The 15,498-nt window shown below is 69.5% G+C and carries 14 protein-coding genes; 1 reads left to right on the top strand and 13 read right to left on the bottom strand.

What is annotated here, in order from left to right; all coding sequences use genetic code 11:
- Window positions 1-112: 112 nt before the first annotated feature.
- The 8 genes from truD to K6753_RS12670 form a co-directional block, all read right to left on the bottom strand.
- Window positions 113-1,159, bottom strand: a complete 1,047-nt coding sequence (gene truD, locus K6753_RS12705) for a tRNA pseudouridine(13) synthase TruD (protein ID WP_223676831.1) — start codon at window positions 1,157-1,159, stop codon at window positions 113-115.
- The gene (gene ispF / locus K6753_RS12700) at window positions 1,156-1,635 is read right to left on the bottom strand and encodes a 2-C-methyl-D-erythritol 2,4-cyclodiphosphate synthase (RefSeq protein ID WP_223676830.1); all 480 of its coding nucleotides are present in this window, start codon (window positions 1,633-1,635) and stop codon (window positions 1,156-1,158) included. Before ispF ends, truD begins: the two co-directional genes overlap by 4 nt.
- A gap of 157 nt (window positions 1,636-1,792) precedes the next feature.
- Window positions 1,793-2,494 (bottom strand): 2-C-methyl-D-erythritol 4-phosphate cytidylyltransferase, encoded by a 702-nt coding sequence (gene ispD / locus K6753_RS12695; RefSeq protein WP_223676829.1) that lies wholly within the window; start codon window positions 2,492-2,494, stop codon window positions 1,793-1,795.
- A gap of 12 nt (window positions 2,495-2,506) precedes the next feature.
- On the bottom strand, window positions 2,507-2,845 hold the full coding sequence (ftsB, locus tag K6753_RS12690) for a cell division protein FtsB (protein WP_223676828.1): 339 nt from the start codon (window positions 2,843-2,845) through the stop codon (window positions 2,507-2,509).
- Between the two features lie 15 nt (window positions 2,846-2,860).
- Window positions 2,861-4,162: a phosphopyruvate hydratase gene (eno, locus tag K6753_RS12685; RefSeq protein WP_223676827.1), complete on the bottom strand. Its 1,302-nt coding sequence runs from the start codon at window positions 4,160-4,162 to the stop codon at window positions 2,861-2,863.
- Between the two features lie 123 nt (window positions 4,163-4,285).
- A complete protein-coding gene (gene kdsA / locus K6753_RS12680; protein ID WP_223676826.1) occupies window positions 4,286-5,119 on the bottom strand; it encodes a 3-deoxy-8-phosphooctulonate synthase in 834 nt (277 codons plus the stop codon).
- A gap of 118 nt (window positions 5,120-5,237) precedes the next feature.
- Complete coding sequence (gene pyrG / locus K6753_RS12675) at window positions 5,238-6,926, bottom strand: CTP synthase (RefSeq protein ID WP_223676825.1); 1,689 nt, start codon at window positions 6,924-6,926, stop codon at window positions 5,238-5,240.
- 183 nt (window positions 6,927-7,109) lie between these two features.
- Window positions 7,110-7,466, bottom strand: a complete 357-nt coding sequence (locus K6753_RS12670) for a hypothetical protein (protein ID WP_223676824.1) — start codon at window positions 7,464-7,466, stop codon at window positions 7,110-7,112.
- A gap of 312 nt (window positions 7,467-7,778) precedes the next feature.
- Here K6753_RS12670 and parE point away from each other — a divergent pair, with 312 nt between their 5' ends.
- Window positions 7,779-9,698 (top strand): DNA topoisomerase IV subunit B, encoded by a 1,920-nt coding sequence (gene parE / locus K6753_RS12665; protein ID WP_223676823.1) that lies wholly within the window; start codon window positions 7,779-7,781, stop codon window positions 9,696-9,698.
- Between the two features lie 128 nt (window positions 9,699-9,826).
- Here the strand turns inward: parE and hutG are convergent, their stop codons facing one another.
- From hutG to K6753_RS12640, 5 genes are all read right to left on the bottom strand, one after another.
- Entirely contained in the window at window positions 9,827-10,609 is a 783-nt protein-coding gene (hutG, locus tag K6753_RS12660; protein WP_223676822.1) for an N-formylglutamate deformylase, read from the bottom strand.
- 206 nt (window positions 10,610-10,815) lie between these two features.
- The gene (gene gorA, locus K6753_RS12655; protein WP_223676821.1) at window positions 10,816-12,156 is read right to left on the bottom strand and encodes a glutathione-disulfide reductase; all 1,341 of its coding nucleotides are present in this window, start codon (window positions 12,154-12,156) and stop codon (window positions 10,816-10,818) included.
- A gap of 86 nt (window positions 12,157-12,242) precedes the next feature.
- Window positions 12,243-13,499, bottom strand: a complete 1,257-nt coding sequence (locus K6753_RS12650; RefSeq protein ID WP_223676820.1) for an NAD(P)/FAD-dependent oxidoreductase — start codon at window positions 13,497-13,499, stop codon at window positions 12,243-12,245.
- 71 nt (window positions 13,500-13,570) lie between these two features.
- Window positions 13,571-14,839: a DUF418 domain-containing protein gene (locus K6753_RS12645; RefSeq protein WP_223676819.1), complete on the bottom strand. Its 1,269-nt coding sequence runs from the start codon at window positions 14,837-14,839 to the stop codon at window positions 13,571-13,573.
- A gap of 129 nt (window positions 14,840-14,968) precedes the next feature.
- The gene (locus tag K6753_RS12640) at window positions 14,969-15,448 is read right to left on the bottom strand and encodes an FKBP-type peptidyl-prolyl cis-trans isomerase (RefSeq protein WP_223676818.1); all 480 of its coding nucleotides are present in this window, start codon (window positions 15,446-15,448) and stop codon (window positions 14,969-14,971) included.
- Window positions 15,449-15,498: the final 50 nt, after the last annotated feature.

Genomic DNA, 15,498 nt, shown 5'->3' with positions numbered 1-15,498 from the left:
ATGCGTGCACCGGTGCCCGGCCCCTGCCGGGCTCACTTCGGCTTATACGCCGACTGTCGGCGGAGGCCAGTGCCGAGGGTATGCCGCCGACGAACGGCGGCATGGGCGGTCGTCAGAAGGGTGATTGCGCCGCGACCTCGCCCAGCTCGGCCAGTACCGCGGTCGCGTAGCTGCCGGCCGGCAGGCTGAAGGTCAGTGACAGCGTGCCCGGCGCCGGACGGGTCCATTCCAGTCCACCGGCGCGCACCCTCAGGGCGCGGCGCTCCTGTGACAGGCCGGCGCGCTCCAGGCCCTTCTTCAGTGCAAGCGACTCCTCGTCCGCAAGAGCGGCATTCTCGATCCCCGCAACGTCGTCCGCGCTCCGCAGTGCGCCGCGTCCCCACAGCGGGCCGGTCGGGTGGATATCCATCTGCTGGAGACGGGCGTCCAGGGCCTCATCGAGTGGCTGCGGGCCGAACACGCTGCGGGTGCCGTCCAGCATCCAGACCTCGCCGGGCAGCGCACGGTCCCAGTCGCCCCGCCCGACCCGCGCCGCCAGCACGCGGTTGAACAGCTGGGATCGCGCCGCCGAAAGCAGGATGCCGCGCTGCTCCCGCCGAACGCGGCGACCGGCAAACATCGAGCGGGCCTGGGCGATGTTGTCGCCTTCCCGGCCAAAGCGCTGTTCGCCGAAGTAGTTCGGCACCCCCGCCTCGGCGATGCGCGCGAGCCGCTGGTCGATGGCGCCGGGCGCACCCTGCACATCGCGCAGGAGCAGCCCGAACCGGTTGCCGGCCAGCGCACCGCGCGGCAGCTTGCGCGAATGCCAGTGGTGGCCGAGCACGCGCAACTCGCCTTCGCGCTCCAGCAGCGCGATGTCGGGTGCCACGCGCCTGGGCAGGTGCACGCTGAAGCGCTGGACGGTCAGCGCGTGCCGGTCCTTCAGGCCGGCGTAACCGATCGCCATCTCCTGGACACCGGCCCACTCGGCCAACAGGCGGGCGGCGTAGGCCGTGTTCATGCCGCGCTTCTCGACCGTCAGCAGCAGATGCTCCCCGCTTCCCGACGGCTCGAACGACGGCAGTTCCTCGACGCGGAAATCCTCCGGCACGCTGCGCATGCGCGCCGACAGCACGGCTTCGCCGTGGGCGCGCGGCAGCAGCACGCGAGCGTCGCTCATGACCGCACGAGCAGGCAGACCGCCTGCGCGGCGATGCCTTCGCCGCGGCCGGTGAAGCCCAGCCGCTCGCTGGTGGTCGCCTTTACGCTGACGTCGTCGACGCCGATACCCAGGTCGGTCGCGATGCCTTCGCGCATCGCTTCCGCGTGTGGACCGACCTTCGGGCGCTCGCAGATGACGGTGACGTCGGCATTGCCCACGCGCCAGCCGCGCTCGCGCAGCAGGCGGTCGCAATGCCGCAGGAGCGTGCGGCTGTCGGCGTCTTTCCAGCGCGCGTCGGACGGTGGGAAGTGGCGGCCGATGTCGCCCAGCGCCAGCGCGCCGAGCATCGCGTCGCACAGGGCATGCAACACCACGTCGCCATCGGAATGGGCGTCCACGCCGCGGTCGTGGTCGACGCGCACGCCGCCCAGCATGACGTGGTCGCCGTCGGTGAAGGCGTGGACGTCAAAGCCCTGGCCGATCCGGAATGTCATCGCTACCTCGTGCCTTTCGCGGCCAAGCCGCCCGGCACCATTGTAGGAGCGGCTTCAGCCGCGGTTGCGCCCCGTGCCCGAGCGGGACGTGCCGGCAGCGGGCGCATCCCCCGGCCCAGCGGCGTATACGGCTATGCGCCCACGGCAGTCGGACGCGTCAACCGGGAGACCTTCTGGACAGCAGGAACTCCGCCAACCGCAAGTCGGCCGGCGTCGTCACCTTGAGGTTGTCCTCGCGGCCCTCGACGAGCACCGGACGCCCACCTGCGCGCTCGATCGCCATGGCCTCGTCGGTCATCGCAACGCCTACGGCACGCGCCGACTCCAGTGCGTGGACCAGGGCGTCGCGCCGGAAGGCTTGCGGAGTCAGTGCGCGCCATAACGCTTCGCGCGGCACCGTAGCGTCGATGCAGCCGGCACCATCAGCGCGCTTGAGCGTGTCGCGCACGGGTGCCGCGAGGATCGCGCCGTCCGGCGACTCCATCGCGGCGTCGATCAGGCGGCCGACATCTGACGCCGCAAGGTTGGGCCGGGCGGCATCATGCACCAGCACCAGCGCATCGCCCGGCACCGACGGTGGCAGCGCGCGCAACGCCGCCAGCACCGAATCGGCGCGTTCGCCACCGCCATCGCAGCGCAATACCGGCTTGCCGCACAGCGAAGTCCACCCCGGCCAGCGGCTGTCGTCCGGCGCGAGCGCCACCATCGCGCCGGCCACGTCCGGGTGTGACAACAGCGCGCGCAGCGTGTGTTCGAGAACGCTGCGGCCGGCCACCTCGAGGTACTGCTTGGGGACGTCACCACCGAAGCGCGTGCCGCGGCCCGCCGCCGGAACGACCGCCCAGACGGATCGCGGCATCGCGCCCGCCACCTAGTCGGCGCCCGCTTCGCCGGCAACCGGATCCACCGCCGGCGCAGCCATTGGCGACGCCGGCTCCACCACCCGGTAGAAGGTCTCGCCTGGCTTGATCATGCCCAGCTCGCTGCGGGCACGTTCCTCGACGGCGGCCTCGCCCGACTTCAGGTCCTCGACCTCGGCCTGCAGCGCGTCGTTGCGCTCCTGCAGTCCGCCATTATCGCGCGCCTGCTGCTCAACCTGCGCCTCGAGCTTGGCGACCGAGCGCCGGCCGCCTTCGTCCAGCCACAGGTGGTACTGCAGCCACGCCAGCATCGCCAGCAGCACCACCATCAGCAGCCGCAGCCAGCGCATGGCCGGTGTGTCCCGTCAGCGCTTCAGGCTGACGAACGCACTGCGACCGGCGTAGCGCGCGGCCGCGCCAGGCTTCAGTTGGGCAAGCGTCTCCTCGATGCGCAGCAGCTGGTTGTACTTGGCCACGCGGTCGCTGCGGCACAGCGAGCCGGTCTTGATCTGGGTTGCGGTGGTCGCCACGGCAATGTCGGCGATGGTGGTGTCCTCGGTCTCGCCCGAACGGTGGGAGACCACGGCCGCGTACCCGGCCGCGTCGGCCATCGCAATGGCCTCCAGCGTCTCGGTCAGCGTGCCGATCTGGTTGACCTTGATCAGGATGGCATTGGCGACGCGCTGGTCGATGCCGTCCTTGAAGATGCGCGGGTTGGTCACGAACAGGTCGTCGCCGACCAGCTGCACCTTGTCGCCGATCTTCTCGGTGAGCAGCTTCCAGCCGTCCCAGTCGCCCTCGTCCATACCGTCCTCGATCGTGACGATCGGGTACTGCGCGGCCCAGCCGGCGAGGAAATCGGCGAACTGCTCGGAGGTCAGGCGCTTGCCCTCGCCGGTGAGGTGGTACTTGCCGTTGTCGAAGAACTCGCTCGATGCCACGTCCAGGCCGAGCAGGATGTCCTCGCCCGCCTTGTAGCCGGCCTTGCCGATCGCCTCGAGGATGGTTTCCAGTGCTTCCTCGTTGCTGCGCAGGTCCGGGGCGAAGCCGCCCTCGTCGCCCACCGCGGTGGACAGCCCGCGGCCCTTGAGCACCGACTTGAGCGCGTGGAACACCTCGGTGCCGGCGCGCAGCGCTTCGGAAAAGCTGTCCATGCCGACCGGCAGCACCATGAACTCCTGCAGGTCGACGTTGTTATCGGCATGCGCGCCTCCGTTGATGATGTTCATCATCGGCACCGGCAACGAGACCTCGCGCCCGCCCGCCAGGTGCTGCCACAGCGGCTGCTTCTTCGATGCGGCCACGGCGTGGGCGTTGGCCATCGACACGCCCAGCAGCGCGTTCGCGCCCAGGCGGCCCTTGTTCTCGGTGCCGTCCAGGTCGATCAGGCGGCGGTCCAGCCCGGCCTGGTCGGTACCGTCGAAGCCGGCCAGTGCCTTGGCGATCGGGCCGTTGACGTTCTCCACCGCCTGCCGCACGCCCTTGCCCAGGTACCGGGTCTTGTCGCCGTCGCGCAGTTCCACCGCTTCCTTGGTGCCCGTGGAGGCACCCGACGGGACCATGGCGCGACCGAAACTGCCATCGGCCAGCGTGACCTCGGCTTCAAGCGTGGGGTTACCGCGGCTGTCGAGGATTTCGCGGGCGTGGATCTTGGCGATGGTCGTCATGGGCTCTTTCGAAAATGGTTGGGAAAAGCGTTTCAGCCACGGATTGCACGGATAGATGCGGATAGAGCGGAATGAACTGAAACGCTTATCCGTGCTGGTCCCTGTACAACCGTGGCAAAAAATTCAGGCCTCGGCCTCGAGGAAGCCGTTGCGCTTGGTGACCTCGTCGATCGCCATCAGCGTCTCCAGCAGGGCGCGCATCTTCGGCAACGGCCAGGCGTTGGGGCCGTCCGACAGCGCCTTCTCCGGGTCGGGGTGGGTTTCCATGAAGATGCCGCTGATGCCCACGGCCATCGCCGCGCGCGACAGCACCGGCACGAACTCGCGCTGTCCACCTGACTTGCCGCCTGCACCGCCAGGCAGCTGCACCGAATGGGTCGCGTCGAACACCACCGGGCAACCCGTATCGCGCATCACCGCAAGGCTGCGCATGTCGCTGACGAGGTTGTTGTAGCCGAAGCTGGCGCCACGCTCGCAGACCATGATGTCCTTGTTGCCGGTGGCAAGCGCCTTGTCGGCGACGTGCTTCATTTCCCATGGCGACAGGAACTGGCCCTTCTTCACGTTGACCGGCTTGCCGGCGCTGGCGACCTTCTGGATGAAGTCCGTCTGCCGGCACAGGAACGCCGGGGTCTGCAGCACGTCGACGACGCTGGCGACCTCGTCCATCGGCGTGTACTCGTGCACGTCGGTGAGCACCGGCACGCCGAGCTGGCGCTTGACCTCCGACAGCACCTTCAACCCCTCTTCCATGCCCGGGCCGCGGAAGCCCGACACCGAAGTGCGGTTGGCCTTGTCGAAGCTGGACTTGAAGATGAAGGGGATGCCCAGCGCGGAGGTGATTTCCTTGAGCTGGCCGGCGGTGTCGAGCTGCAATTGCATCGACTCGATCACGCAGGGGCCGGCGATCAGGAAGAACGGCCGGTCCAGGCCGATTTCGAATCCGCAAAGTTTCATCAAGCGACTCCTCGCAGCGATGTAGGAGCGGCTTCAGCCGCGATCGGTCGGTGGGACATGCGTGCCGGCTTCCGGTCGCGGCTGAAACCGCTCCCACGGAAGGCAGGCATCGCATAGGTCACGCCTTGGCTTCCTTCAACAGCCCGCCCGCCTGCCCTTCGTTGGCCTTGTACTCGCGCGCGGCGCGGATGAAGCCGACGAACAGGGGGTGGCCGTCGCGCGGCGTCGACAGGAACTCCGGGTGCGCCTGGCACGCCAGGAACCACGGGTGCACGTCGCGCGGCAGCTCCACCATCTCCACCAGCAGGTCGTCCATCGACTTGGCGCTGATCACCAGGCCGGCGTCTTCCAGCTGCGTGCGGTAGCGGTTGTTGAACTCGTAGCGGTGGCGGTGGCGTTCGCCGACCACGTCCTGGCCGTACAGCTCGCGCGCCAGCGTACCGGGCTTGAGCCGCTGCTCCTGCAGGCCCAGGCGCATGGTGCCGCCCAGGTCGCTGTCCTCGCTGCGGCGCTCGACCTCGCCCGCCGCGGTGCGCCACTCGGTGATCAGGCCGATCACCGGATGCGGGCAGGCCTTGTCGTTCTCGGTGCTGTTGGCGCCTTCCAGGCCCGCGACGTGGCGGGCGTAGTCGACGACCGCCGCCTGCATGCCGTAGCAGATGCCGAAGTACGGGATGCCGTGTTCGCGCGCGTGCTGGGCGGTCAATACCTTGCCCTCGAAGCCGCGGTCGCCGAAGCCGCCGGGCACCAGGATGCCGTCGACGCCTTCCAGCGCCTTGGCGCCGTCGCGCTCGACATCGCTGGACTCCAGCCACTTGAGCCGGACACGGGTGCGCTGGCGCAGGCCGCCGTGCTTGAGCGCCTCGCCCACCGACTTGTAGGCGTCCTGGTGGTCGACGTACTTGCCGACCACGCCAATGGTGACTTCATCGACCGGGTGCTCGCTGGCGTCCAGCACCGCATCCCACTCGGCCAGATCGGCCTCGCCCGCAGGCAGCCGCAGGCGCTCGATGATCAGCTCGTCCAGGCCCTGGGCGTGGAAATTCGCCGGCATCCGGTAGATGTTGTCCAGGTCCAGCGCATTGATCACCGCCCGCTCGGACACGTTGGTGAACAGCGCGATCTTGCGACGCTCGCTGTCGGGCAGCGGCTGCTCGGAGCGGCACAGCAGGACGTCGGGCTGGATGCCGATGGAGCGCAGCTCCTTGACGGAGTGCTGGGTGGGCTTGGTCTTGAGCTCGCCCGCGGCGGCAATCCACGGCACCAGCGTGAGGTGCATGAACAGCGCCTTGTCGGGTCCGCGTTCGCTGCGGATCTGGCGGATGGCCTCCAGGAACGGCAGCGACTCGATGTCGCCCACGGTGCCGCCGATCTCGACCAGGCCGACGTCGAACCCTTCGGTGGCCTCGGAAATGCAGCGCTTGATCTCGTCGGTGATGTGCGGGATCACCTGCACGGTGCCGCCGAGGTAATCACCGCGGCGCTCCTTGCGGATCACGTTCTCGTAGATCCGGCCGGCGGTGATCGAGTTCTTGCGGCTGAGCCGGGTGCGGACGTAGCGCTCGTAGTGGCCCAGGTCCAGGTCGGTCTCGGCGCCGTCGTCGGTGACGTACACCTCGCCGTGCTGGAACGGGCTCATCGTGCCCGGGTCGACGTTGATGTAGGGGTCGAGCTTCATCATCGTCACGCGCAGGCCGCGCGCTTCGAGGACGGCCGCCAGCGATGCCGCGGCGATGCCCTTGCCAAGCGAAGAAACCACGCCGCCGGTGACGAAGACGAGCGGGGTGTTGGGTCGAGGGGGAGTCATGGGGAAGCGCGCTTCCGGAAAGCGGCAGTTTACCGGCTGGGGCGTCCGGCGGCGAGTCCGCGGCGGGGACACCGCAGCCTCACGACGGGGCGGGGGCTACGTGCGGGCACGCGGGACGCGGGGCGTAGAAAAGAAAACGGGCGCCCCGGAGACCGGGACGCCCGCAAGGAGCAGCGATGCGGCTTACAGCGCGCCGTCGCCGCCTTCTTCCTCGGCTTCGGCCTCTGCCTCGGCAGCCGCTTCCGTCTCGGCCTCGGCGGCTTCAGCCTCGATCTCGGCCGATGCGGCGGCCTGGGCGGATGCGTCGGCATCGGCTGCGGCGTCGACCGCACCCGTGGCGGCAGCCGCCGCCTGATCGGCCGCCTGCGCGGCCTGGGTGGCAGCCTGGTCGGCCGCCTGGGCCGCCTGGCCCGCGACCTGCTCGGCAGCGGCAGCGTCGACCTCGGCCTGCGCCTCGGCGGATACGTCCTGTGCGAACGCGAGCGGAGCGGCCAGCATGGCGGCGGCGAAAGTCGGGATCAGCAGCTTGCGGATATTCATTCGGTAACTCCTCCGGAACTCAAATGACTCTCTCGGAACAGGGGTAGGCAACGGGCACGCGGAAGACAGGGGGATGCGCGCCGTTGCTTCGTCAATGGCCGCGTTTCCAGCGGCGCGCCGACCCTAGCCAGCGCCAACCGTCTGACTGCTGAACGAACGGACCATTAACAATCAATCACTTAGCCGTCCGACGAGCCAGTAACCGGTTACAACCAGACCGGGCCAGTCGTTCGGGTTGCGGCCACCCGCCTTGACCGCCCCAGCCCCCCGCCGCATCCTCGCCGGCCGCCTGCCGTACTGCGCTGCCCACGAATGAACAACCGCTACAACGCCGCCGACATCGAAGTGCTGTCCGGACTGGATCCGGTCAAGCGCCGGCCCGGCATGTACACCGACACCACCCGCCCCAACCACCTGGCGCAGGAGGTGATCGACAACGCGGTGGACGAGGCGCTGGCCGGGCACGCGCGCAGCATCGAGGTCACCCTGCACGCCGATGGCAGCTGCGAGGTCAGCGACGACGGCCGCGGCATGCCGGTGGACATCCATCCGGAGGAAGGCATCCCCGGTGTCGAGCTGATCCTCACGCGGCTGCACGCGGGCGGCAAGTTCAGCAACAAGAACTACACCTTCTCCGGCGGCCTGCACGGCGTCGGCGTCAGCGTGGTCAACGCGCTGTCCACGCTGGTGGAGGTCCGCATCAAGCGCGACGGCAACGAGTACCGCATGAGCTTCCGCGACGGCGACCGCGCCACGCCGCTGGAAATCGTCGGCACCGTCGGCAAGAAGAACACCGGCACCCGCGTGCAGTTCTGGCCGGACCCCAAGTACTTCGACACGCCCAGGTTCAACCTGCGCGCACTCAAGCACCTGCTGCGCGCCAAGGCCGTGCTGTGCCCGGGGCTGACGGTCAGCCTGACCGACGTCGCCAGCGGCGAGACCGTGAAGTGGCACTACGAGGACGGCCTGCGCGATTACCTGCGCGGCGAGCTGTACGGCGATGCGCCCAACCGCGAGCTGCTGCCGCCGGAGCTGTTCGTCGGCAACCTCGACAAGGACACCGAGACGGTGGACTGGGCCGTGGCCTGGGCACCGGACGGCGAGCTGGTGCAGGAGAGCTACGTCAACCTGATCCCGACCGCGCAGCACGGCACCCACGTCAACGGCCTGCGCACCGGCTTTACCGACGCGCTGCGCGAGTTCTGCGACTTCCGCAACCTGTTGCCGCGCGGCGTCAAGCTGGCGCCGGAAGACGTGTGGGACCGCGTCGCGTTCGTGCTCAGCATCAAGATGACCGACCCGCAGTTCTCCGGGCAGACCAAGGAGCGGCTGAGCTCGCGCCAGGCGGCCGGGTTCGTCGAGGGCGCGGCGCACGACGCCTTCAGCCTCTGGCTCAACCAGCACGTGGAGCTGGGCGAGAAGATCGCGCAGCTGGCCATCGAGCGCGCGTCGGCGCGGCTGAAGACCGAGAAGCAGATCACCCGCAAGAAGGTCACCCAGGGCCCTGCCCTGCCCGGCAAGCTGGCCGACTGCACCAGCCAGGACCTGTCGCGCACCGAGCTGTTCCTGGTGGAGGGCGACTCGGCCGGCGGCAGCGCCAAGCAGGCGCGCGACAAGGACTTCCAGGCGATCCTCCCGCTGCGCGGCAAGATCCTCAACACCTGGGAAGTGGCCTCGGGCAGCGTGCTGGCCTCGCAGGAAGTCCACGACCTGGCCGTGGCCATCGGCTGCGACCCGGGCAAGGACGACATCTCCGGCCTGCGCTACGGCAAGGTCATCATCCTGGCCGACGCCGACAGCGACGGCCTGCATATCGCCACACTGCTGACCGCGCTGTTCCTGCGCCACTTCCCGGCGCTGGTGGCGGCCGGCCACGTGTTCGTGGCGATGCCGCCGCTGTTCCGCATCGACGTGGGCAAGCAGGTGATGTACGCGCTGGACGAGGAAGAGAAGCGGATCGTGCTGGAGAAGATCGAGCGCGAGAAGGCGGAGAAGAAGAAAGGCGTGTCGGGCGCGGTCAACGTCACCCGCTTCAAGGGCCTGGGCGAGATGAACCCCTCGCAGCTGCGCGAGTCGACCATCCACCCCGACACGCGCCGACTGGTGCAGCTGACCGTGGACGATGCCGACCAGACCCGTTCGCTGATGGACATGCTGCTGGCCAAGAAGCGCGCATCCGACCGCAAGGCGTGGCTGGAGAACAAGGGCGACCTGGCGACGCTGGAGGTCTAGCGCGTCGCCCGCACCGCGGTTGCAGGAGCGACGCAAATCGCGCCCCGTCGTCTCCCGAAGGGTGCGAGGTCGCGACTTGCGTCGCTCCTGCGGGACAGGTTGCGTGGCGATCGCGGCCGAAGCCGCTCCTACAGGGGCATGGCGGCGGCGAGCAGGTCGCGCAGGACGACCTGCAGGTCCGCCGCTTTGTCCTCGTCGTACTCGAACGAATCCTCGTCCATGTAGGTGCGCTGGCTGATCTCCAGCTGCACCGCGTCGATGCCGCGCGACGACTCGCCGTAGTGCCGGGTGATATGGCCGCCCTTGAAACGGCCGTTGGCGACCCAGTCGTAGGCGCCCTGCGCGGCCAGCACGCCCTCCAGCCGCGCCTGCAGTGCAGGCGTGCAACTGGTGCCGGCGGCCGTGCCCAGGTTGAGGTCCGGCAGGCGGCCCTCGAACAGGAACGGCAGGTCGCTCCCGCGGATCGAATGGCCTTCCCAGAGCACAACCCGGCCGCGCAGGCCATGAAGTCGGTCGAGCTCGCCGCGCAGCGCGTCGTGGTATGGACGCCAGTACGTGTCGATGCGTCCGGTGATCTCGTCGGCGGTCGGCGACTGCCCCTCGAGGTACAGCGGCTCGCCGGTGAAGCGCACGGTCGGGCACAGGCCCGTCGTGTTCTGGCCGGGATACAGCGAGGTGTCGTCCTCCGGCCGATTGAGGTCGACGACGTAGCGCGAGTAGCGCGGCACGAGCACCGACGCGCCGAGGTCCCGGGCGAAGGCGTACAGCCGAGATACGTGCCAGTCGGTGTCGGGTGCGCGGCGCGCTTCGGGCGTCATCCGCGCCGCCAGGTCATCGGGGATCGCGCTGCCATCGTGCGGCAGGCTCACTAGAAGCGGCGCGGTGCCGCGGTGCAGGGTGAAGGTGTCCATGGGTCGATTGTCGCGCACCTGCAGTACCTGTAGGAGCGGCTTCAGCCGCGATGGGCTGGCTGCGTGTCGGGCCGATGCCTTGCAGGAACGACGCAAACTGCGACCGCGCAGGACCCGTCGAGCGGACGGTCGCGACTCACGTCGCTCCTACACGGACTGGAGAGTTCGATCGCGGCTGAAGCCGCTCCTACAGACGCATTTCGGGCTCAGCGCAGCAGGACCACTTCCTCGGCGCTGGTGGGGTGGATGGCCACGGTGTCGTGCAGGTCGTCCAGGGTGATGCCGCGTTTGATGGCCACCGCGAAGCCCTGCAGGATCTCGTCGGCCGCGTCGCCCAGCAGGTGCAGCCCGACCACCCGGCGCTCGCTACCGACGCACACCAGCTTGAACAGGCTGCGCTGCTGCGACTCGGCCAGCGAATGCAGCATGGGACGAAAGCCGGTGGTGTAGACCTCCACGTCGTCGTGAGACTCGCGGGCTTCGGCCTCGGTCAGTCCGACCTTCCCCAGCGGCGGATGGGTGAACACCACCGTGGGCACCTGCGAGAGGTCCAGCGTGTCGCTCCGACCGCCATACAGACGTTCCATCAACCGTCGCGCGGCGGCGATGGCGACCGGCGTCAGCGCCGGGTCGGTGGTCACGTCCCCGACCGCATACACGCCCGCAGCACTCGTGGAGTGCCGGTCGTCGACCAGGATGCGTCCACGCGTGTCGGTGTCCACGCCCGCCGCGTCCAGCCCGAGGCCGTCGGTGTTGGGCGCGCGCCCGGTGGCGAACAGCACGGTGTCGAACGTGCCCTGGTCCGCCCCGCCCCCACGCACGCGCCGACGGTCGCCCTCGCCCTCCACCGATTCCACTTCGCAATCGAAATGCAGGCGCACGCCGGCGTGGCGGTAGTCCTCCGCCAGCCGGTCGCACAGTTCCTGGTCGAAGGCTTCGAGCAGCCGGGGCCCGCGCACGAACATCGACACCCGGCTGCCCAGTGCCTGCATGACGCCCGCCAGCTCCACGGCGACATAGCCGCCACCGACGATCGCCAGTTCGTCCGGCGGCGCCGTCCAGTGGAAGAAATCGTCGGAGGTGCCGCCCAGTTCCGCGCCGGCGATGGGTGGCTTGACCGCGTGCCCGCCCGTGGCGATCAGCAGGCGCGATGCCGAGAGGCTGACGCCGTCCTCGCATTCCACGGTGCCGGGGCCGGTCAGGCGCCCGCGCATCGGCAACACGGCGATGCCGGCCTCGTCCAGCCGTCTCCGGTAGCTCTCGTGGATGTTGTTGATGTAGCGCTGGCGGTGGGCGATGAACTCGGGCCAGTCCAGCGCGCAGGTCTCGGTGGCGAACCCGAGGTCGCCGGCCATCGTCAGCTTGCGCGCGACTTCGGCCGCCAGCCACATCGCCTTCTTGGGTACGCAGCCGGCGTTGACGCAGGTGCCGCCGAGCGCGCCGGGCTCCAGCATCGCGACGCGCGCGCCGTGCCCGGCCGCGCGGAAGGCACCGGCCAGCCCCCCCGAGCCGCCGCCGACCACGATCAGGTCGAAGTTGCGTGCCATGTCGGTCCTCCCTGGATGCGCGGCGGCATCGCGTCGAAAAGGCGGCAGTCTGACGCGCCGTGCGTCAACGCACCGCGTTTGCGAAGTCAGGCGAAGCGGTCGGTGCGGTACGGCGCGGGGTCGATCGCGGGGGCGCGGCCGCAGACAAGATCCGCTACCAGCTGCGCGGTCCCGGCGCTCATGCCCATGCCCATCATCCCGTGGCCCGTCGCCAGCCAAAGGTCACGCCGACCGGGCACCGCGCCGATGATCGGGATGTCGTCGCAGCTCATCGGCCGCCAGCCGTACCAGCGTTCGCGGACCTGCGCACCGACCGGCTCGAGCAGGTACTCGGCCGCGCCGCGCTCCAGTGCCGCCAGCCGGCGCTCGTTGAGCTGCTCGTCAAAGCCGGAGAACTCCATCGTGCTGCCCAGCCGGAAACCATCGGGCCATGCGGTCACGCACACCGCACGCTCGCGCAGCACCAGCGGGCGCTTTGGTGCGATCGCAGGCCTCGAGTAGGTGATCGAGTAGCCCTTGCCGGGCTGCATCGCACGCGACAGCCCGGGTACGTCGATGGCCTTGGCCAACCGCGGCGACCAGGCGCCCGCGGCCACCACGACGTCGCGCGGACGCAGGTCGCCCGTGGCCGTGCGCAGGCGGGGGCCATCGTGAACGTGGTCGATGCCGAGCAACGGTCGCTGCTCGTCGATGACGCCGCCGCGGTCCCGCACCACGCGTGCCAGCTCGGACAGGTAGAGGTCCGGTCGCAGCATCGCGTCGCCGGAGAACCGGATCGCACCGGCGACACCCGGCTTCATCGCCGGCTCCAGTGCTTCGTACGCCGCGCCGTCGACCACGTCGACCTCGATGCCCAGTTCGCGCAGCAGCGGCAGCTCCTGCTGGCCGTGCGCGAACGCCCGGGCATCACGGAAGACGTAATCCTCGCCGGACTCGACGAACCCGCAATCGATCGAATGCCGCGTGATCCATTCGCCCAGGCGCGCGCGCGAGTCGCCCAGCAGTGCCGCCTTCGCCTCCGCCGATGCCCGCCAGTCACGCATGTTGCAGCGCCCGGCAAACCGCCAAAGCCATCGCCACAGCATCGGGTCCAGGCGGGGCGGGATGTACAGCGGCGCGTCCGGCGTCAGCATCCAGCGCAGCGCGCGCAGCACGACGCCCGGCGCCGCCAGCGGCGGTGCATGGCTGGGCGTGATCGTGCCGCAGTTGCCATGCGAACTGCCGCCGCCGATGCGCCCGGCATCGATCACCCGCACGCTGCGGCCCGCATCCAGCAGCGCCAGCGCGCACGACAGGCCGATCACGCCAGCGCCGACCACCACCACGTCTTCGCGTTGTTCCATGCGCAAAGTCTAGGGCCTGACGCTGCGGGACCGGGCCGCACGACCGGGACGATGCATGCCGGCCGCGGCGGTCAGGGCGTGCCCGGCACCACGCGCATCGCGGGAAGCCGCCCGTAGGTCAGCGCGCGCCAACCCCACTCCACCGGCCCATGGCGGAAGCGCGCCAGCCACGCGCGGCTTACGACGACCTGCAACGCGAACAACACCAGCGCGAACGGTACCTGCCAGGCGCGCGGCAACTGCTCGAAGTACCCCAGCCCGTAGCCGGCGAAAATCGTCGTGCACACCAGCGACTGCGTCAGGTAGTTGGTGAGCGCCATACGCCCGGCCGGTGCGATCCACGCCAGCGCGCGCGCGGCCAGGCCGCCTCCATTCAGGCCCCGCAGCAACCATGCCAGGTAGCCCAGGCACATCAGGAGGTTGGCGATCGCGGTGAGCACCGACGCCATGCCGGATTCGATGTCCAACCGGCCGAAGTCCACCGTCGGCACCCGCCACCACGCCAGCAGCATCGCCGCCAGGCCCAGCGGCAGGGCCACCCAACGCAGCAACGTGTAGAGGCGGGCGAACTCGTCCGGCCGCTGGATTGCCCCGATACGCACGAACCACGACCCCAGCAGGAACATGCCCAGGATGTGCGCGCCCATCACCGGCAGGTAGCCGATGAACATCGTGAAGTCGTCCCAGCGTCGCGCCATGGCCGCGAAGTAGTCGCTGCCGCCGTAGGTGGCGCGCTGCGCGGCCAGCGCGTCTGCCATCGCGCGTTCCTGCTCGGCCAGGCCCTTCGCCATGTCGGCCGCCGCCGCCGGGTCGAGCTGTGCGAGCGAGCCCATCGCGCCGCCCAGCGCCATGATCGTGGCCGGCGCCAGGTACAGCGCGACGCCCCACCAGGGCAGCCGGTGGACCGGCGTCGCGCGGAACACGGCCAGCAGCACCAGCGCCATGAGCGCGTAGTTCACCAGGATGTCGCCCGACCAGAGCAGCAGCAGGTGCAGCAGGCCGATCGCGAGCAATGCGAACGTGCGGCGCAGGTACAGCACGGTGAACGACCGGCCGGCGGCGTCCGCGCGCGCCATCATCACCGCAAACCCCATGCCGAACAGCAGCGAGAAGAGGGTGTAGAACTTGCCCTGCACGAAGATGTAGATGAGCGTGTCGGCCACCCGGTCGGCGCCGGTCAGCGCCGGGTTCACGCCTGTGATCGAGCCGAACAGCGGCCCGACCATCCCCTCGATGTTCATCAGCAGGATGCCCAGCAGCGCGAATGCGCGCACCGCGTCCATCGCCACGATGCGCTCGCCCGGCGCCACCGGCATCAACATGTCCGTGCGTGCGTCCATCCCCTGCCCCCGTCCCTGATCGAGCCGCGATCATGCCAGCCGGGGCGACCACGTCTCCAGCGCCCCGCCGCCGGAAAAGAAAACGGCCCGCGCGTGGCGGGCCGTCATCGGATACCGGTGGATTCGACCTCAGTGCTGGTGGCCGCCCTCGCCGTGCACGTGCTTGTGCTCGATCTCCTCGGCACTGGCTTCGCGCACGTCGACGATCTCCACCTTGAAGTGCAGGTCCTTGCCCGCCATCGGGTGGTTGAGGTCGACGTCGACCACGCTCATGCCCACCTTCTGGATGGTGACCGCGCGCGGGCCGAAGTTGGTCGGCAGCACGGCCTGCATGCCCGGCTGCAGCCTGGCGCCCTGGAAGTGCTTCTTGGGCACGCGCTGGGTCATGCCTTCGCGGCGCTCGCCGTAGGCTTCGGCCGCGGCCACGTCGACCTCGAACGTTTCGCCGGCCTCGCGGCCTTCCATCGCCGTTTCCAGCCCCGGGATGATGTTGCCGTGGCCAACGAGAATGGCCAGCGGGTCGCCGCCATTGGACGACTCCAGCGGCTCTTGGCCCTGCTCGGACACGGTGTAGTGGAAACGGACGACGCGGTCTTTCTCGATCTTCATGGCATACCCGGTGGTCGGCCTTCGCGGCCGGCATGTAAGGAGGCTCCCGG

Origin of the sequence: Novilysobacter selenitireducens, assembly GCF_020026895.1 — a bacterium.
GTDB classification, from domain to species: Bacteria; Pseudomonadota; Gammaproteobacteria; order Xanthomonadales; family Xanthomonadaceae; genus Lysobacter_C; species Lysobacter_C selenitireducens.
The sequence above is the reverse complement of the archived record's forward strand: the minus strand, read 5'-3'. Positions and strand labels throughout refer to the sequence as shown.